At 51.5% G+C, this 17,304-nt stretch carries 17 protein-coding genes and 2 pseudogenes; 10 read left to right on the top strand and 9 right to left on the bottom strand.

What is annotated here, in order from left to right:
- The 4 genes and pseudogenes from BSG09_RS16440 to BSG09_RS16430 form a co-directional block, all read left to right on the top strand.
- Window positions 1-315 (top strand): annotated as a pseudogene (locus tag BSG09_RS16440) (IS4 family transposase); the annotation flags it as partial.
- 90 nt (window positions 316-405) lie between these two features.
- Window positions 406-570, top strand: coding sequence for a hypothetical protein (locus BSG09_RS21155; protein WP_188118717.1), 165 nt, complete (start codon window positions 406-408; stop codon window positions 568-570).
- Window positions 570-770 (top strand): hypothetical protein, encoded by a 201-nt coding sequence (locus BSG09_RS16435; protein ID WP_092935027.1) that lies wholly within the window; start codon window positions 570-572, stop codon window positions 768-770. The genes BSG09_RS21155 and BSG09_RS16435 overlap by 1 nt, the downstream gene beginning before the upstream one ends.
- Window positions 771-1,473: 703 nt before the next feature.
- Complete coding sequence (locus tag BSG09_RS16430; protein ID WP_092935025.1) at window positions 1,474-2,973, top strand: orc1/cdc6 family replication initiation protein; 1,500 nt, start codon at window positions 1,474-1,476, stop codon at window positions 2,971-2,973.
- 637 nt (window positions 2,974-3,610) lie between these two features.
- On the opposite strand, the gene BSG09_RS21760 is transcribed toward BSG09_RS16430, so the two are convergent.
- The 3 genes from BSG09_RS21760 to BSG09_RS16420 all read right to left on the bottom strand — a co-directional run bounded on the left by BSG09_RS21760 (window position 3,611) and on the right by BSG09_RS16420 (window position 5,384).
- Window positions 3,611-3,805, bottom strand: coding sequence for a homing endonuclease associated repeat-containing protein (locus BSG09_RS21760; protein ID WP_223174819.1), 195 nt, complete (start codon window positions 3,803-3,805; stop codon window positions 3,611-3,613).
- Window positions 3,806-4,134: 329 nt separating this feature from the next.
- A complete protein-coding gene (locus tag BSG09_RS16425; RefSeq protein WP_092935023.1) occupies window positions 4,135-4,527 on the bottom strand; it encodes a hypothetical protein in 393 nt (130 codons plus the stop codon).
- On the bottom strand, window positions 4,524-5,384 hold the full coding sequence (locus BSG09_RS16420) for a ParA family protein (protein WP_092935021.1): 861 nt from the start codon (window positions 5,382-5,384) through the stop codon (window positions 4,524-4,526). Before BSG09_RS16420 ends, BSG09_RS16425 begins: the two co-directional genes overlap by 4 nt.
- Window positions 5,385-6,116: 732 nt before the next feature.
- On the opposite strand from BSG09_RS16420, the gene BSG09_RS16410 reads away from it, so the two are divergent.
- From BSG09_RS16410 to BSG09_RS20350, 3 genes are all read left to right on the top strand, one after another.
- Window positions 6,117-7,889: a transposase gene (locus tag BSG09_RS16410; protein WP_254799197.1), complete on the top strand. Its 1,773-nt coding sequence runs from the start codon at window positions 6,117-6,119 to the stop codon at window positions 7,887-7,889.
- A gap of 360 nt (window positions 7,890-8,249) precedes the next feature.
- Window positions 8,250-9,392: a tyrosine-type recombinase/integrase gene (locus tag BSG09_RS16405; protein WP_092935017.1), complete on the top strand. Its 1,143-nt coding sequence runs from the start codon at window positions 8,250-8,252 to the stop codon at window positions 9,390-9,392.
- 461 nt (window positions 9,393-9,853) lie between these two features.
- Window positions 9,854-10,675 (top strand): hypothetical protein, encoded by an 822-nt coding sequence (locus BSG09_RS20350; protein ID WP_139246252.1) that lies wholly within the window; start codon window positions 9,854-9,856, stop codon window positions 10,673-10,675.
- Between the two features lie 45 nt (window positions 10,676-10,720).
- Here BSG09_RS20350 and BSG09_RS16400 read toward each other — a convergent pair.
- From BSG09_RS16400 to BSG09_RS20950, 5 genes and pseudogenes are all read right to left on the bottom strand, one after another.
- Window positions 10,721-10,951 (bottom strand): annotated as a pseudogene (locus tag BSG09_RS16400) (IS701 family transposase); the annotation flags it as partial.
- A gap of 2 nt (window positions 10,952-10,953) precedes the next feature.
- Window positions 10,954-11,975, bottom strand: a protein-coding gene (locus BSG09_RS16395) for an IS630 family transposase (protein ID WP_394328129.1) whose coding sequence is annotated in 2 segments (ribosomal slippage) — window positions 10,954-11,462 and window positions 11,462-11,975 — 1,023 coding nt in all. Because the reading frame shifts where the segments join, the coding sequence is not laid out codon by codon here.
- Window positions 11,976-12,259: 284 nt separating this feature from the next.
- Window positions 12,260-12,865, bottom strand: a complete 606-nt coding sequence (locus tag BSG09_RS20345; protein ID WP_139246251.1) for a hypothetical protein — start codon at window positions 12,863-12,865, stop codon at window positions 12,260-12,262.
- A gap of 69 nt (window positions 12,866-12,934) precedes the next feature.
- The gene (locus tag BSG09_RS20955) at window positions 12,935-13,093 is read right to left on the bottom strand and encodes a hypothetical protein (RefSeq protein WP_175542238.1); all 159 of its coding nucleotides are present in this window, start codon (window positions 13,091-13,093) and stop codon (window positions 12,935-12,937) included.
- Window positions 13,094-13,095: 2 nt separating this feature from the next.
- Window positions 13,096-13,245 (bottom strand): hypothetical protein, encoded by a 150-nt coding sequence (locus tag BSG09_RS20950; protein WP_175542236.1) that lies wholly within the window; start codon window positions 13,243-13,245, stop codon window positions 13,096-13,098.
- A 311-nt stretch (window positions 13,246-13,556) separates the two neighbouring features.
- Between BSG09_RS20950 and BSG09_RS16390 the strand changes: the two genes are divergently transcribed.
- A complete protein-coding gene (locus BSG09_RS16390; RefSeq protein WP_092935013.1) occupies window positions 13,557-14,840 on the top strand; it encodes a S8 family peptidase in 1,284 nt (427 codons plus the stop codon).
- A 352-nt stretch (window positions 14,841-15,192) separates the two neighbouring features.
- Window positions 15,193-16,398 (top strand): hypothetical protein, encoded by a 1,206-nt coding sequence (locus BSG09_RS20340; protein WP_139246250.1) that lies wholly within the window; start codon window positions 15,193-15,195, stop codon window positions 16,396-16,398.
- 14 nt (window positions 16,399-16,412) lie between these two features.
- Here BSG09_RS20340 and BSG09_RS20335 read toward each other — a convergent pair whose 3' ends face one another.
- A complete protein-coding gene (locus BSG09_RS20335) occupies window positions 16,413-16,829 on the bottom strand; it encodes a hypothetical protein (protein ID WP_139246249.1) in 417 nt (138 codons plus the stop codon).
- A 256-nt stretch (window positions 16,830-17,085) separates the two neighbouring features.
- Here BSG09_RS20335 and BSG09_RS16385 point away from each other — a divergent pair, with 256 nt between their 5' ends.
- Window positions 17,086-17,277: a hypothetical protein gene (locus tag BSG09_RS16385; RefSeq protein ID WP_175542237.1), complete on the top strand. Its 192-nt coding sequence runs from the start codon at window positions 17,086-17,088 to the stop codon at window positions 17,275-17,277.
- Window positions 17,278-17,304: the final 27 nt, after the last annotated feature.

The following is a 17,304-nucleotide window of genomic DNA, read 5'->3' as shown; positions in this document are numbered from 1 at the left end:
GAGTTCGATACAACGAAAGAGCACATCGTGAAGATTCTGGTGTATGCGGCGCTGTTGTCGCTGTTAGTAAGCCGTGAGTTGCTGGCACTGGTGACAGAGTGCGCCGATGACGACGCTGTGTTTCCACCAGGGCGCTGGGCGGCGACCTTCCGGTCGCACGCCCAGCTCATCCTCGACGATCTGGGTGACTTCCTCGGCTACTCGCCACCACCGCTGTTGGAGCGTCTTATCGAAGATGCACAGAAAATCCACGACCAACGACCGATACTACAGGAGACGCTCGCAACCGCTACACAACCGAGGGGTGAGGCTTAGCTAAAGACGCATGCCCATGAGACAAAGAGAGACAGAAATCACGTCGACAGCCACTGAAACGACTCAGCTCCTGAAACGAGGGATCGCCAGATGACTGACCGTGATGAGTGTCGGATGCCGACGTGTTCGGAGTCTGCTCGCGATCGTGCAGGATATGCTGGTCGATTCTGTTCGGACAGCTGTGAGGTCCGCTACGAGCACCTCCAAGCAGACGCTCGAGATGCCGCAGTGGATGAAGCCGAGGATAGGTACTGATGCTCGAGCAAATCGATCACCGTGGTAAGCGTTTCACGATTGATGACGAGGACGGTGTCGACGATGTCGCTCGTGAACGGTGTCGGCGGGACGAACTGCTCGAACGACAGGCTCAGCGAGAGATCCGTGAACTCGAGTGTGCGAAGGCAGTTGCCGGCCCAGTTGGAAAACACTCCGGAGTTGAGGTACTCAGGCGGTGATACCGGACTGAACTCTTAAGCTGCGTGACTCGATCCTGATCTCCGTGACTTCGAGGATGAGGTCATTCGCTAGTTCGTCGAGTTCCTAACGGATTTCGAATCCCCGGTAGTATCGGTTCGTCAGCTCTTGGAAACGGTCATCGCTCAGTGTGGTCACCCCGCACCGCTTCTCAAGATCAACCAGGACCTCGTTCACGAATGTGACGAGCTCGTCGTCGTCGCGCCCAGCGCAGGGTAGCCGGCGTCCACTGATCGAACCTCAGAATACCAGACAATCACGATATAAAGGACCCGTCAGACTGGACGAGTAGTTTGAGAAGAATATTAACATTCCTCCCCCGCTTTCGAGTAGTAAGCTTGGAAGTCAGGCTTAGCTCCCGTGTACGAATCAAAAATCAGCAGGAAGCATCACAGAGAATGTCAGAAAGAGCCGTTTTTCACATCGATGGTGGGGGGTGTGGGATGATATTTACACTTCGAAGACGGGGTGTCAGACGCATGGCTTACACATCGATGGCGGGGAGTGGAGAGCATAGTGACAGAACCATAATGTACAGATTCATAGAAAATCGAGGGGGCTCGATTTACACATCGACGACGGGGGGCCTCCGGACGGATATACTTCGGTAGAGGTCTACTCACCTGTGACTTGAAACAGGCGAATACTCGCGTTATACACTCTATATCCTCCGGATAAACATCGATGGGGGTAAATCTTTTTAGTGCTGGATTGAGCAGCAAGTATATGGTCGGTAGTAATCAGGATGGTGCGAATCAATCTACTCTCGATGGTGGAACTCGGTCAGAAGATGGCGGTGGGCAAACAAACACGTCTGGTGGGGCGTCCACAGACGAGGGTGCATCCGAAAGGAACGCATCTACTAAAGATAGTACCCAGCGATCGATTCGGGAAATGCTCGACGATGAGGGGGAATCATCGGTTTTCGTCAATCGAGATCTCGTTGAGCCAGACACGATAATCGACGAAGAACGGATAGTTGGTCGTGACGATCAGCTCGAATCGGTCGTTTCGTTTCTGAAGCCGACCCTCCAAGGAAATCGCCCTCCGAACATGCTACTGTACGGGCCCGCCGGGACGGGGAAATCACTCATCATCGGGGCAGTCACAAAACAGATCATCGAACTCTGTAAGTCGAAGGGAGAACGGTTTGGAGTCGTCGATATCAACTGCCAGCCGATTAATACTCTGGACCAAGCGGTCTATGAACTCGTCCAGACCGTCGCGAAAGATGTCGATGTCGACATCGGCGTTCCTGAAACGGGTGTCTCCACGAAGCGCAAGTACAGACGGCTGTACGAACTCATCAACGAATACTACGACTCAGTCATCTTTATCCTCGACGAGATCGACCTGCTTGTCGGCCGCCGAGCAAACGAAGAACCCGCCTATTCGAAGCTACTGTATCAGCTGTCGCGCGCGAGTAATACGAACGAAATTGAAGGGCGTGTCTCGGTCGCAGCATTGACGAATGACCCGAAGTTCATGGAGGACATCGACGGACGGGCCGAGAGTTCGTTCAACCCACGAGACATCTACTTTCCTGACTACGATGCGAACCAGTTGCGTGAAATCCTCGAAAATCGTCGTGACGCCTTCCGACAAGACGCCCTCGAGGATGACGTGATTCCGCTTGTGGCAGCGTTCGCAGCGCAAAGCCACGGTGACGCACGAAAGGCTATCGACCTCTTCCGAGGTGCTGGTGACCTTGCTGATGAGCGTGGAGACGAGATAGTCACAGAGGACCACGTTCGTGAGTCGCAAGAGGAGATTGACAAAGATCGCTCACTGAAACTCGTGGAGGGACTTACCACGCAAAAGAAAATCTCGCTGTACGCGACCGCAGCTGTCGTCTGCTACTCGAAACAGATAGGGAGTTCTGTCCCAAGTCCGGTTGGATTCAAAGTCTATCAGTGGGTCACTGATGAACTCGATGCGGACCAGATGACGCGAGAAACGTACGTCAAATACGTCAAAGAACTCTCTACCTATGGATTGATTTCGACATCGCGAAAGAGTCGAGGACGAGGAGGAGGAATGTACATGGAATTTACTTTCACGGGAGATCCGGAAGCGATAATGAACCGGATCGTCGACGACACGCGGTTAGAGAGGATCGTTGAGCAAAAGAATCTCCTCCAGACAGTCGTCAACGCACAACTGAATGAGTTCCACAAGCAGTAGGACAATTAGGCATTCAGAGACTGTTTTGTGTGCCCCTCCCCCCGTGTTCGATGTGTAAACCCGACCTGCTAGGAGGCAAGGTACTCAAGAGAAGTGGAGACACCGATCGTCGATCAGACTGAATTAAGAGCAACACGTAGTCTTTGTCAGGGTCAGGAGATATGCGAGAGAAAACGTTCAGGAGAATTCGTGACCCCCTCCCCCCGTCATCGATGTGTAAATCACGGGAAGGTGGGTTTCTGTCTGGTGATGATGAAGGCTCGATGAGGAAAAGAGACTACGAGAGTCCTGAAAACGACACTGAAAGCGAATGGAACAAGAGCTACAATAGATGTTGTCGATGTTCGGTTAGTCGAAGTGTATTCTTCCTAACTCTTGTTCTTAGTTCTACTACGGATCTGGTTATCGTGTATCACACATAAAACTTTCCTAGATATTAGGCATTCGTTATTCAAACGCAATTCTTGATCTTGGGCCTGTCTCTGGCGAGTTTCTGGGGGTATTGATGGTTTTAGGAACTTTCTCGTTCTTACCTCCACTCCTTCTGCACAGTTTTACACATCGATGACGGGGGGAGGGAGTGGCTTTGAGATATCCCACGAATGAATCTGGCCAATTCGCGACGAGTGTCAGCTCGTCAACGTGGCGGTTCATTTCCTAACTCCAGTAGCACCTTGTTCCACCTTCCAAACTCACATCGAGATGCTCTCTCCGAGTATCTGATACACTCGATCATTTGTTCTCTAGTGGGTGATCCTCCGACTTCGTCAGTCAACTCGTACAGTGCAGTGATTAGTTTCTCTCGAAGAATTTTGTTCTGGCCGCCCCGCATATCGATTTCCGACACACCGGTCTGATCACTATCAGCAGTGTATTTCCCGAACTTCCTTCTAACAGCGGATACCGAGTATTCCCCGAGTTTGTCGTAGTCGTTTTTGACTGTGACTTGCCCGATTCCTAGTGCGATCTGGGACGGTCGTGTTTACGTACCAATTCTCTCGAGGCGGCTGCATGTACATTCTCTCTGCTGGCTGACTCCCATGCAAACAATATCTATAACATATGCGCAAACGAAAGCGCAAACGTAAGCGCAAACGCACACGAATGCGGAGGCGAAAACGCGAACGATAACGTGAACGTGTGCGATACCGAAAACGAGCGTTACAGGTTCTGCCGGGCGTGTTCACCAACAGCGTCGTTCAAGTCGACCATCGTCTCCTCGGCGGCAGCTTGGAGCCCGACACGAAGGGCAAGCCGGACGATTTCACTTCGGTCGAACGCCTCGGAGTGCTCGCGTCCGAGTTCGTCCTCGAGTGCCTGTCCGACCGACTGCATTTTGTCTTCGTTCCCGTCGGCATCGAGCGTCGCCAGTAACGCGGCGATCGGTTGGTCACGGACAGCGATCGTCTTCCCTAACTCGCCCTGTTCGATCGCCTCGAGCGCGTCGACGATCTCGTCGGTGAACGTCGTCGGCCCCTCGGTGTCGACTTCGTCGTTGCGGTCGCCGCGTTGGGTCGCCGCTTTGAGTTCCTCGAGTTCGGCATCGTCGGTCATGCCGAACCATCCAGGCGACGCTGGAGTGCGGTTGCGTTCTCGAGGAACGCCTCGCGTGCGCGTTCGGCGGTCGTGGACGGTTCCTCAAGTGCGAAGACCGTCTGGCCGTCGTCGGCGGCGTTGCGAATGTCCTGGCTGACGGGGACGTGTGCAGGCGCGATCGCGTCGGCATAGTCTTCGCCGAAGGCTTCTAGATATTCATTCGCGAGGTTGGTCCGGCGGTCGACCTTGTTCGGCAAGACCATCGCCAGCTCGACAGCGACGTCGAAGCGATCGTGAATCTTCTTGAGGTCGCTTCGGAGTGCCGCCGCCTGTTCGCTCTCAAACGGCCCCATCTCGACGGGCGCGATGACGTGTTTGGTTGCCCACAGACCGTTGTACGAGACGTTGTTCGTCAAACCCGGTAGGTCGATAATTACGGTGTCGTAGCGATCGTCGATATACTCATTGAGGAACTGCTCGAGTCTTGAGTATCGCTCGCGGGCGTCGTCGATGTTCCCGAGGTCGGCATCAAGCGAGTCGAGCCCTGGATGGGCTGGAATCAGATCGACGCCCTCGTCGGTCTCGATAATCAGACTCTCGACGGCCGCGTCACCGAGTTTCGTAGCGATTTGATCCCACTCCTCAGCGAAAACCGTCGAAATGTTCGGCCAGTCGTCACCCTCGTCGATCTGCTCTTGCACTTCTTCCCACACGCCGAAGTGTTTCGCGAGGTCGCCCTGTTTTCCAGCAAGGTCGATCAGCAACACGTCTTCGCCGGCTTCGGCGAGTGCAACGCCGAGATGGGCCGCGGAGGTCGTCTTCCCGGTACCGCCCTTATCGAGGAACGTAGCGGCACGTTTTGTTGTTGTAGACATTTGCGTAACCGTTTGCGCAAATGTTTGCATCGGATATAAACGCTTTCGTGACAGTTCTCTTGAGGCGAGAGTCGTCCTCAAGTCGGTAGATCGATGTTTCGTCACTCATCGGTCTCACCCCGCGGGACGAACTCGAGGCGCTCACGCTTGAAGGTCACACTGTCGAGTTCCCACCCGGGCGCGGCGGGTGATAATCTGGGCGTTGGCGACGTAGTTCGACGGGATGGGTCGTCACTGGGCGGCACGAAAGTCAAGGTTGGTCTCGTAGACAGTCGGCTTGTCTGTGTCACTCATCATGGTCGCTCACCGTCCGTGTCGATCTCACTTTTCGATGGCCGGTCGTCGGTCTCTCCACAATATATGCGTTGGCACACAACGTCGCCGCTATCCTATTGCGTTAGAAGACCTGTCGCTCATCGAGTACGATCAGGAACGTCAACTGGTGGAACCAACCCCCCAGTTCGATCAGTTACAACCCCAGCTTTCAGCCATTATTGACGCCGATCCAGGCCTTGAAGCACCAGTTGGACTGTGAGATTGAGAATTTGCTCTCGTACCCGCGCGCGTGCGCGTAAAACAAACATTAAACGCAAACGCGCTCGCGTGATTCTAGTGGTATTTGAGATTCCGAGGTTGTGTCGCCGCCGAGAACTGTAGCTACGAATGACAGAATCCGTGCACGGAATCTCAACATCGATTAACTGACCGGTGGGGGACGATTCGTCCCCCACTGTGACAAACAACTGGTCAGATCGTGTTGCGGCTGCTGATGACAGCCGCACTCAACGATCAGTTGACGAGCGCCTACAAGATATCGGTCCGCTCTCGGGCGGGTGGCTGCCCCTAACCAAGCAGGCCGCCGAGGTCGTCGACAAGACGACCTCTGCGGCCGGGTTGGTCACTCACCTCGACGTCAGCCAATACTGCCGTGCTGATCCCATTCCCCACTGGCACGACTCTAAACCGTTCGAACCGATGCTCCGGGCGATCCTCCTGAAGGAACTCGAAGACGCGTCCGATGGCTGGCTCCATCGGACGCTCGACAGTGACCCTCAACTTGCGGATGCTCTTGGCTTCAATCCCGACGACACACCTTCACGAAGCACGATCTCTCGGGCACAGACTAACCGGTTTGCGGACCTCCAATCGACAATCGAGACCACTACTCGTCAGATCCAAGCGTTGGCCGCCGAACGCGGTAGTCCGATCGGGACACCGTACGAAGACAGCGCTTCGGAGGAGCCAACAGGCTCCTCGAAGCGCACAGTCAACCGTCTCATTCGGGGGAAAACACGTGACCTCCTCGACGAACTCCAGACAGTCGTGTTACCTGCCTTCGAGTTTGACCGATCTGATAACCCGGTCTACGACGACGAAGAACTCCTGATGCTGGAGTCCTGTCTCGGGGTGACAGGCACCGCCGCCAACGGCGGTGCCGAAACCTACGGCGATTTCGTCAATCCCGACCCGGATCTTGACGATCCCTTCTACGAGGACGGACCGAGTGGAGAGACGCTTCTGGAGGCGATCAAGGACCTTTCACCGACACAAATCGCGGAGATGGTCAACCGGGGCGCGGCCCGCGTCTTGACGCGGGCCAAGCCTCGCTTGGAGTTCGAGACACCTGTCATGCTGTCGATCGACATAACCTACGTCGCTTTCTACGGGGAGCGTGAGGAACTCGTACGTGTCCAGGGTGCGCCAAAGGACAAGTCCTACGACTGGTGCTACAAGTTCGCAACCGCGAATGTTGTTGGAGACAACGTTCACTTTGCAGCTGCGATGCTTCCAGTTGGGCACGCCGATTATCACGATCCAGAGAGCTATCCTGGCGAGGACAAGAGTTACCGAGTCGGCGACGTTGTTCGCCGACTCGTCGACCACGTCAGCGACGTCTGTCGGGTTCATACGCGGCGCCTCTACGCTGATCGGGAATTCTACGCCACGGACGTATTTTCGGTGCTCGAACAGCGAGACCTTTTCTACGTGATCCCGGCACCGCGCGATGACCGCGTCAAGCGGTTCATCGCGCGCATGGACGAAGATGTGGAGGGACAAAAGCAAGTGACAGTCAAATCCGAGCACGCGGTGTACGGGCCGGTAAAACACTGTGTCCCCAACACCAGAGCCGAGACAACGCTGGTCGGACTCCCGCCAGACGAGGACCGCGACGAGGTGCAGGTATTTGCGACCAATCTCGACGTAAACGACGAGATTGGTCTTGACCGGCGCTTGACGAAAAAGCAGATCAATCGCTACAGACGCCGAGGCGGGATTGAAACGGCTTATAACAAGATCAAGGAGTTCGCACCGTGGACGACGTCGACGAACTTCTCTGTCCGGTTGTTCCACTTCGGCTTTGCAGTCCTGTTGTACGATCTGTGGCTGCTCGTGGACTTCCTCGTCCAGACGTTGATTGATGTCATCGAGTTTCGCACGAAACCGCGGGTGACCGCCCCGCGGTTTCGTGCGTTCCTCCGGAGGGAGGTGAGCGCATTGCTGTAGATCCCGCTCTGTGCTTGCCCTTCCCAAGAGGTATCACTGTCTAAATCGACTGATTATACCGTTCTCGCCCACCAGACCGCCACTCACGGGTGGTGAGTGGCGGTCGTGATTCCTTGGTCGGCCTGTATTCTGGACCGATTCCAACCGACAGACGCGAATCTCGTGCACGGATTTCGGGGTATTCGCAGCAGCACCGAGAAAAATCTATACAGCTGTATTTGGTTTATGAGATGTGGTTTTGCACGCTCGAGTACCCGAGACTGCCGAAATCAACCGCGAGAGCTGTTTTCACTTTTACTTGGTTAAATAAGAGTTTAACCAAGGGACTTTACGAGGGGCGACACTGTACCCCACATACGAATGTCTGGATCAACGGATCGACGGGCTACACGTGGGGGCACAACCGTCCACGAGGCCATTGAGAGCTACCTGCGCTATAAGATCAACGCCGACGGTTCGAAGACGACCATGCGCTCACCACTACTCGAGTTCGCCGACCACTGTCGAGACGAGCGTGATCTCGAGTTCGTCGACGACCTCACACCCCACGATGTCCGCAGTTACAGCGAGCACCTCTACGACCGCGTCGTAATCGACGAGAACCTGGCGGCTTCAACCGCCCACAACTACTTCGCCTACGTCCGAGCTTTTCTCTCCTGGTCGGTGCGAGAACAACACCTCGAGTCGAACCCGGCAAATACGAACACCGCGATGGACCCGCTGCCAGAGGACGATGGGAAACGCAAGCGCCAGTACTGGAGCGCCGAGGACCGCGAGACGTTGCTCGAGTACGCCACCAAGCGCGTGGACATGGCTCTCGAGGGAACCATCCGGACCGATGTAGAGGCGGCCTTCCGTGACCGGGCGACCGTCGTCATGCTCGACGGGACAGGGGCGCGTGGTGCTGAGTTGTTCGCTGATCCGAAAGACGACAAGCGTAACGGCCTCCGGTGGAAGGACGTCGATTTCGACGAACGGCTGATCGAAGTCTACGGCAAATCACGTGAGTACGAACAGGCTCCGTTTCCTGCGAGTGTCCACGACGTCCTCAAGCGATGGTACCGGGTGCAAGAGCCGACGACCGAAGCGTGGCCCGTCTTTCCGACCGGTCACTACGGCTCGAAAAAGAGCACACTCGAGGATGCACTCGGCGAGAAGGCAGTCTCTCGGGCGCTCGAGGATAGGGGTGACGCCAGGAAGACCGAGGTGCTTGACTGTCTACACCGCGAGCACGAGGTTCCGCCGCCGTCGATATCGAAAGAGGGCGTTCGCCGACTGCTGAAACGGCTCACCGACGAAGCCGGAATCGATCCGGACGGCGAGTACGACTATCTGACGCTGCATGGCGCTCGGCGGGCACTCGGGCGCGACCTCTATACCAGCGGGATGTCGGAAAAGGCTCAGGAAGCGTTACGACACAACTCGATCGAGACTACTCACGAGGCCTACGCCGACGTCAAGATGAAGGACGTCTCCGATTCGATTGACGACGTTCGTGGCTGAGGTAAGTTCGTGGTTTTGAGTCACTCGCCACTTTTTGATCTCCAGAATGATTCCGCGGCGTTCGCCGACGAACTACTTGAGTACTCGGCCAAAACAGTCATAACACTGGTGGTGTCAGTTGGGGCTACCATAGGCAAACTCTAGACGACTTTGTGACGGGACCAACTCTTTGTGCAATCGAGACACAACGCTCGGTGAAGCGGGAGATTTGCGTCATGGACAACCAAATTTTCCCGTTTCAACTCCTTCGATTTATTGACCTTCCCCGACGCCGTCTAGTGATTCAATGCAGCCTAATAAACAAACTACCGAGGGTCAACGGCTTCTCACCCACAAACTCTGCGTACAGATACCGCAGTCTGTCGTATTAATCGCTAGCTGGCCAATCACTTGTAAAGGAAGCGTCGAACCATAAATTATTTTCCAAAAGGGCGATAAACTAAGGGAGAGGGTATAAATATATGGACCGTCGAAAATTCCTTCAGGGCCTCGTCGGTGGCTGCACTTTGTTGACTTCTGGCTGTACAACAGAACTTTCTTCCTCTAACAGTACTCTTGAAAAATCTGACGTGTTTAAAGACTATTACTATGAAGGAACCAAGTTATTCATCGTGTTTCGGGATGATGTAGATGTTCAAGAAGCGATTCTGTTCAGTCGGAAAGACGAATACGAGACTGTTAAAAATCCTCCAACAAATACCAATTTCACCGTCATTCATCCGAACAAGTTGGATACCTATCTCTCTCGGCGGCCTCCCCTCCGCGTAAAAGCTAAGATAGAAAATAACTGGATAGAGAAATCAGTGTGGGAACCCGTTCACGGGGCGACGAGAAATATAGAAATCTTACAGGACGGAAGTATCAGATTCGAAGTCGAAAATCTCGGCAATGCTTCACTTCTCATGCGATTTGTCGGGGTTTACGGTGATGTTCCTAACCCAACGATTGACCCTCAGAGTGAGTCCTTTGACACGGAAGCTTCCGACCTCGGTCCAGGGATCGTCGGTATTGAAGAGAATCGCGCCGAACCATCGTCTAGAACAGATCTCGTTATATCGCCAGGTGAAACAGTACCGTTTGAGACAGTTTTCGCTCCGTTCGAAGCCTCAAATGTGAATTGTGATGGTACCGAGAGAAACGCTACAATCGCGATCGTTCACGCCTCTGGTGGGATTGCAACATACACGTTTTCATTCCGACTTGATGGTAGCCAAATCGAATCCGGGAATAACCCAGACGAATTAACAACACATAGGGTATGCAGCGTATCTAAAACGATCTGAGCCGAGTAGAATCTGAAAATCGGTGACACATACTGAATTAGTATCTCAGCTTTGCACATTAGCGTCAGCTGTTGAGTGAACAAAGAGGTGGTTGATCTCTTCCATGAGGTCATCAACGCCTCGGTCATCGTTGTCTCGAACCCACGAGAGGAGGTTGTACACGGCTTCTTTCAGAAAATGTTCAAGGTTCGCTCGAAGCGATGACGCTTTCGAGCGAACCGTCCCCAAGGCGCTCGAATCGGGATCAAGACGAACGAGACTGTAGGCGGCCATGATACTCACAGACATAAGTACGTGAAGACATCTGGTACGTTGATATCGTCAAGTGCACAGAGAGCAGCATCACGAAGTTCGTCAAGCGTTTCGAACAGGCGGTTGCCGAGTGATTGATCGAGTTGTCGCCAGCACTCTTCCGCGGGGTTCAGCTCTGGTGAACCCCGCGGAAGGTAACACAGTTCGATCGGAGTCTCTTCAACGAACCCTCGGACTCTGTTTGCCGTGAAATACGAGGCGTTGTCGAGGACAACACAGATCTTCTCGCCGAACTCTGTCTGGAGTGCGTCCAGAAGACGAATCGTCGTGTCGCTGTTGAAGTTCTCCTCGCAGGGGAGAAAGAACGTCTCATCAGTATCGCTAACTGCACCGAGAAGTTTGATGCTGTCCCACGCGCCCGTCACCGGAAGTGACGGGCGCTCCCCCTTGGGAAACCATGCGTGAATCAGTGTCGAGAGAACCTGTCGCGTCTGATCAATGGCTAAGATCGTGTATTCGTCGTCCAGGTTGTCGCGCTTTTTTTGAACCCGTCTTGCCATGCTTCCTGTGCTCTCTCATCGGATTTGTGAAACTCCGGCCGGGCTGTCTTCCAGGACAGCCCGGCCTCGGTCATTAATCGTCGAACGTGACGCTCACAGTACTCAACGTCGAATTCCTCGGTGAGATAGTGACGAGCTAGTGGAACGGACCACGCAGGCGCGTCAAGTCCAACTTCCTCCGGAGACTTGTGAAGCGCTTCAACGAACTGTTCATGCTCTTTGTCGGAGAGTTTTGAGGACCTTCCTGAACGGTGTTCGTCGTAGACGACCTCCTCGAACGGCTCATCGGCGAGCCGTTCGAGTCGATCAAGCCACCGCGAGAGCCAGCCAGCAGTGTATCCATAGCGTTCAGCGACCTCTTGTAGCGTCGCACCGTCTTCTTCAAGATAGTTGATCGCCGCCATGAGCCGTTGTGACGGCTTTTTTCCCTCGACCTCCGCCAAGACCTGGCGGAGGTCTTCGGTAGAGATGTTGTCGAGAGAGATCATATCGGAGCAATGTACTCTTCTTTGAAGTATTTTTGTCTGACAGTATCAAACAGTCAGCCAAAACAGCCATCACACTGCTGATGTTCGTTAGCTTACCAGATGCGAGCATAGACAACTTTAGAACGGGATCAAACTTTAGACGACTTTGCAACACGATCCAAAAGTTATCTTGATCATTAACGCGGTGCCCTTGTTTTTTCGACTCTACAGCGACAGTTCAGCAGTATCAACAATCTCCTACGAAAGAGCGTAGAGCTAATTCTTCGGACATGTCCTGCAGGTGTTTACTTCGCATTATGTTTATAGTCTGCATTCTCTGTACTGTATGTTAATTTCGCCTCCTTAGGAGGTGTCGGAACGTCAACTCGAAGTAAGGTGTTGTAAAGATAAGATGCGGTTGCTCTTGTTTCGTTTGGATCAGTCCCGTCATAACTGCAAATATAGGCATGGAGTGAATCTTTTTCAGGAAGAGTGACACCGGACACTTCCAATTTGTATCCAACAGGTAAAATTATATTCCAGACGAGAAGAGCTTGGTCATCAAATTCGGTATTCTTTATAAAGGTTTGTGCTTCGGTATGATCATTGGTATTAAATTGATTAAATTTCAGTTTTGTCTTGGCGCTATCCAACGAGGAAACAAGAACAAAACGGTTTCCTACTTTTTCAGGTTGTGGATTCCAGTACTTGTCGGAGATAAGTCCTGTGTCGCTCTGATATGTTTTTGAGTTAAATGGAAGCGTATTTTTTCCATCGGTCGTTCCAGAACATGCTTTTTTACGACGCTTTGTCACAATGTCCTCTTTGGTTGTTTTCTGCCTTTGCAGACAACCGGTCGCCAGCACTGATAGACTCACAGTTCCAATAACGAGCATTCTACGACGCTCCATGATGGTGAGCTAACACCTGTACGCTAAAAATGACTATCACGCTTATGCACGACACACGAGTGCAAGCAATCAAGAGTTCAAGTTCCGGTTTGTCAATCTTGCCTCCACGTAGAGGCGTTTGACTTCGGCAACAGGATCAGCGTCGCTGGATAGTCGGTCGCGGGCAGCGGAGACGGCGACGGCTGTGAGGAAAACGAAGACGGTGAGGGTTTCGACAGTCTCGAGCATGGTCATTCAGACGCCCGATACCGATCGATTCGCGCTTTGTTCTCCGCATAGGATCGGCTCAAGTCGTAGAACGGATCATCGGGCAGCGGGGCCTCACTGTCGGGCACCGTTGCGACCGGCAGATCGGTCGCTGCGAGCACGTCCCGAGCCAACGACCCCACTCGCCGATTGCCGAGTCGTCGTCCATCATCCCGCGTAGGCGCGCGAACGCGTCGGCTACCTCCGCATACGCCTGTTGAACTCGGTTAGCCACGCTTCCAGGTCCTCAAGACTGTCGTCGACATCGGTCTCACGCACGATAGGGGGAACTCAGCCTAATACACCGTTGGCTGTCTGCCCGACTTTTTCGAGTATCTTATAGAGATATCTTTCAATTACCTATATAGTATTTATTACTATAATATACAAAGATTTTTAACCAGCGTATTGAATAGATTCTATTAGAGTCATACGGCTATTACCAATGGTTCAAACTACTCGCCGCAATGTGTTGAAGTATAGTGGTAGTGGACTACTCGCTAGTCTTGTAGGAGCGACAACCGTCTCTGGAGCAGCTAAGCAACCTGTTTTCATACACGGAGCTAATAATTCCCAGTCTCATGCAGCAGCCGCTGCACACGATCACGGTGGAGCGGTCGTTTACAACTACGAGAACTTTGACTTCGTGGCTGCGCGAGTTCCAAATAAAGCCATTGAAGATGTCCGTGTTGATAAACGTGTTAGCCATATTGAACAGGATTCAGTCGTATCTCTCGCAACACCCACTGAAATTGGGCAGGTGGGGAAAAACAATCGAAAAGGAAACAGCGGAAATAGTGGTGGAAGCGGGGGATGTCCGTCGCATCCTGACCAGCGTACGCCGTGGGGATACGACCGTATTGATGCCGACCTCGTCACGGAAGCAACGGGCACAGGCGTTAATGTTGGTATCCTCGACACGGGTATCCAGTTAGATCACTGTGACCTGACTGTTGATCATGGGACGAATTTCACGACAGAAAATCAAAACGACTACTCCGATGACAACGGACATGGGACTCACGTTGCTGGAATTGTCGCTGCCACAGACAACACGCACGGAACGGTTGGTATTGCACCAGATTCAACACTGTGGTCTGTCCGAGTTCTTGACCAGACCGGTAGCGGTTACTGGAGTGATATTACCGCTGGTCTTGACTGGTGTATGTCCAGCGGTATTGAAATAATCTCGATGAGCATTGGTGGTTCATATAACGATTCAGTAGCCACTGCCATTTCTGAAGCAGACGATGCCGGACATCTCGTTGTTTGTTCGGCGGGGAACGGAGGTAACAACGAAGATGGGAGTTGCGAAGAAGAAAATATGGTATTCCCGGCAACGCACTCGAGTACGATTGCTGTTGCGGGAATGGACGAAGACAATCAGTCCGATACGTTCCTTGGAGAATACAGTAGCCTCGGTACTGCAGTCGATCTTCTAGCCCCTGGAACGAACGTTCTCTCAACCTACATTGGAAACGATTATCGACAGATGACAGGAACATCGATGGCTGCACCACATGTGACAGGTGTTGCTAGCCTTGTCTGGGAGACAATGGGTGCGTCGCTGACTGATGAAGACGGTGATTCGACCACTGCAGAGCCAAACGATAAAATTCAAGATATTCTCCTCACTAGTGCAGAGACTGTCCTCGGTACTTGTGAAGAAGGTGCTGGTCTTGTCAATGCTGCAGCGGCTGTTGACGAAGCAGTAACACGGTTAAATTAATTACCATGCTTCAAATTGCCGTGTTGAACAGATGCCAAGTCACATTTAGAGTGGATCACAGAACGGTTCGCTGTTATAGATGTAAAATAAGGAATTTGTTTAGGGGACTGTCAATACTAGCCCAGCGCTCGTACGGCATCGCCGAGAGAGTACTTGGACTTCAAGTACGAAGCTTTAGCCATCTAGCGCAGAGGTGCCATCCGATCCCATGACTTCTGTGCGATCGATATACGAGTGGACTAGTCGTTACTCTTCTAATAGTCCAACCACTAATTGTATTATAAAAGGCGAAAACAATTAATAAGATTTATATAATTATGTTATGAGAATGTCTAGTGGAGTGTTAAATAAGATGAAGAACGGTAATCAACCGGACAATGGTTACAATCGAAGAAAAGTCCTTAAATACGCTTCACAGGCCGCTATTGCTGGGGCAGGAAGTATAGGACTCGCTGGCACTACCATGGCAGCTGACAATGACTGCACGAACTACAAAGACATCACAGAAGGAGAGATAAACGGTTGGGAAAAGCCATATGCGACAGAATCATACGATTGTGGTGGCCCTAACTATGATGACTGGCTTCGATCTACTATGAACCTTGCATACTTGGGAAGTATACGTCCAGAAGATAGTTTCTCGGATCAATGGTATCACCAGTTCCAAGCTGTGAATCATAGTCAAAGCTTGGGAGGTAACACTAATTGTGATGAGTGGGGTACTTCTACTTCTCGTGTTGAAAGAATACGTATGGGCTTTGAAAATAACCTGACCAGTAATACAAATCAGGCCGTTTCTACAGGAAGTGACGTTTTAGCGACACCAACAATCGAGTCAAACGACGAACCCACCGATAGCGGTTATCAAGCTGCTGCTACCGCCATGGCAGCTGTCGTTGATGAAGTAGCGTGGCCAATAGGTCTTGCAGTTAGTATTGCAGGGGCTCTTTTGAAGAGCGATTACTCTGAAAGTCAGACTAATGAATTAGTAGAATACAACTTTCCTTTTGATTATGATATCACCACTGATCACGCTTGTGCAACTGCCAGCGTCCATCACGTAATACGGAGCGAGTCTGGAGGGGATGGTCGGGTCCGGGCTACACATACTCAAGAGATAGCTGGATCGAAAACGGTCGGTACCCAAACTATTGCTGTTTGGTGGGAAATTGAAATAGATGACCCTGCAACTAAGTCAAGCACTTCTACATCTACTTTAGATTCCACATCTACTTTAGATAATACCAGTACGGATTCGGGCATTAACCAGTCAAAGGGTGATGTTATAGAATTACCTAGTGGGAAAACTACAGAAAAGGGTGATGTTATAGAATTACCCAGTGGGAAGACTATAGAAGTTGAAAGAGTTAGTAAAGATAGATCGGTTTATTCTGACCACCGATCTAAACGTATTTCATCAGACAATTTGGAATCTGAATTACCGACGAAAAGACAGGCCGAACTTGTAAATAATAAAATAGGTCCTGATGCTGATATCAAACTTGAATATCTGCCGGCCAAAGTCATCAGAACTGTGGTTGTTGGGGATAATAGGTAGGACCAAACCTAATATTAACAATTTTCGCTGACAAAGTATGAAAAATTGACTTCGGGCGGATCTCCCTGTATTTTAAGGTAAACTGATATAGAATCATTGGAATATTCTGGAAGATACCATTCATTCCATTCTCCACTATCGAGTTTACTTTTAACTGTAAGTTTGCCTGTGCTTGATGGAATTTCTGATCCTTGTATAGTAATACCGTCCATATATTCCTCTGATGTTTTCATCTCGTATATTTTATTGTATATTGTATCTTCTCCATTTATCACTTTCAAATGGATGTCTGCCATTTTATTAGTGGTTGAATATATATCTATTTTACATAATTCAACAGAGGTATCTAACCTTTCAAGACATCCACTAGCAATTATAGAAATACCAACTGAGGAAAATCGAATTATATCTCGGCGGGAATAATTGCTCATACTCATGCTAATAGATCCTGCCATATAAATAATTTATCAATACTTCTTTAACCAATACATTTCCATATACTCATAAATTAGGTTTTCAAGTTAACTAGCTGCCAATTGTCATGTATCTCGACCAGACTAACTTCTTCGTTCTGCGTTCGAGCACAGTCAGTTGGTTGTCCGCTGTGCATTTGCGCGGTAATACACAGTAGAATGACCGTGTTCTTTACCCGATTGTTTATCAGTGAAGCCGCGGCCAATGCCGGCGATGCTTACCGACCGACGAGAAGACCTCGTGCTCGCTGTCGCACTGGCCGAGTTCTCAGTCCACTACGAAGCAGCTGATCCTGTGCTCGCCGAGCATGCTTGGCAGCTGGCCGCCGATCATCTTCTTGAGCATGATGTCGAGCTGCACGGGGCTGTCCGTCAATTGAATATTGAGCTGGCAACAACGTTATAGACTATCAGTTTGATAACTCGAATATAC

This window comes from Natrinema hispanicum (genome assembly GCF_900111485.1).
Classification (GTDB): Archaea; Halobacteriota; Halobacteria; order Halobacteriales; family Natrialbaceae; genus Natrinema; species Natrinema hispanicum_A.
The sequence above is the reverse complement of the archived record's forward strand: the minus strand, read 5'-3'. Positions and strand labels throughout refer to the sequence as shown.

Excerpts from the sequence above, each read along its gene's own strand:
- BSG09_RS21155 (WP_188118717.1), top strand. The coding sequence starts at position 406 with ATGACTGACCGTGATGAGTGTCGGATGCCGACGTGTTCGGAGTCTGCT.
- BSG09_RS16435 (WP_092935027.1), top strand. The coding sequence starts at position 570 with ATGCTCGAGCAAATCGATCACCGTGGTAAGCGTTTCACGATTGATGAC.
- BSG09_RS16430 (WP_092935025.1), top strand. The coding sequence starts at position 1,474 with ATGGGGGTAAATCTTTTTAGTGCTGGATTGAGCAGCAAGTATATGGTC.
- BSG09_RS21760 (WP_223174819.1), bottom strand. The coding sequence starts at position 3,805 with ATGCGGGGCGGCCAGAACAAAATTCTTCGAGAGAAACTAATCACTGCA.
- BSG09_RS16425 (WP_092935023.1), bottom strand. The coding sequence starts at position 4,527 with ATGACCGACGATGCCGAACTCGAGGAACTCAAAGCGGCGACCCAACGC.
- BSG09_RS16420 (WP_092935021.1), bottom strand. The coding sequence starts at position 5,384 with ATGTCTACAACAACAAAACGTGCCGCTACGTTCCTCGATAAGGGCGGT.
- BSG09_RS16405 (WP_092935017.1), top strand. The coding sequence starts at position 8,250 with ATGTCTGGATCAACGGATCGACGGGCTACACGTGGGGGCACAACCGTC.
- BSG09_RS20350 (WP_139246252.1), top strand. The coding sequence starts at position 9,854 with ATGGACCGTCGAAAATTCCTTCAGGGCCTCGTCGGTGGCTGCACTTTG.
- BSG09_RS20345 (WP_139246251.1), bottom strand. The coding sequence starts at position 12,865 with ATGGAGCGTCGTAGAATGCTCGTTATTGGAACTGTGAGTCTATCAGTG.
- BSG09_RS20955 (WP_175542238.1), bottom strand. The coding sequence starts at position 13,093 with ATGCTCGAGACTGTCGAAACCCTCACCGTCTTCGTTTTCCTCACAGCC.
- BSG09_RS16390 (WP_092935013.1), top strand. The coding sequence starts at position 13,557 with ATGGTTCAAACTACTCGCCGCAATGTGTTGAAGTATAGTGGTAGTGGA.
- BSG09_RS20340 (WP_139246250.1), top strand. The coding sequence starts at position 15,193 with ATGAAGAACGGTAATCAACCGGACAATGGTTACAATCGAAGAAAAGTC.
- BSG09_RS20335 (WP_139246249.1), bottom strand. The coding sequence starts at position 16,829 with ATGAGCAATTATTCCCGCCGAGATATAATTCGATTTTCCTCAGTTGGT.
- BSG09_RS16385 (WP_175542237.1), top strand. The coding sequence starts at position 17,086 with ATGCTTACCGACCGACGAGAAGACCTCGTGCTCGCTGTCGCACTGGCC.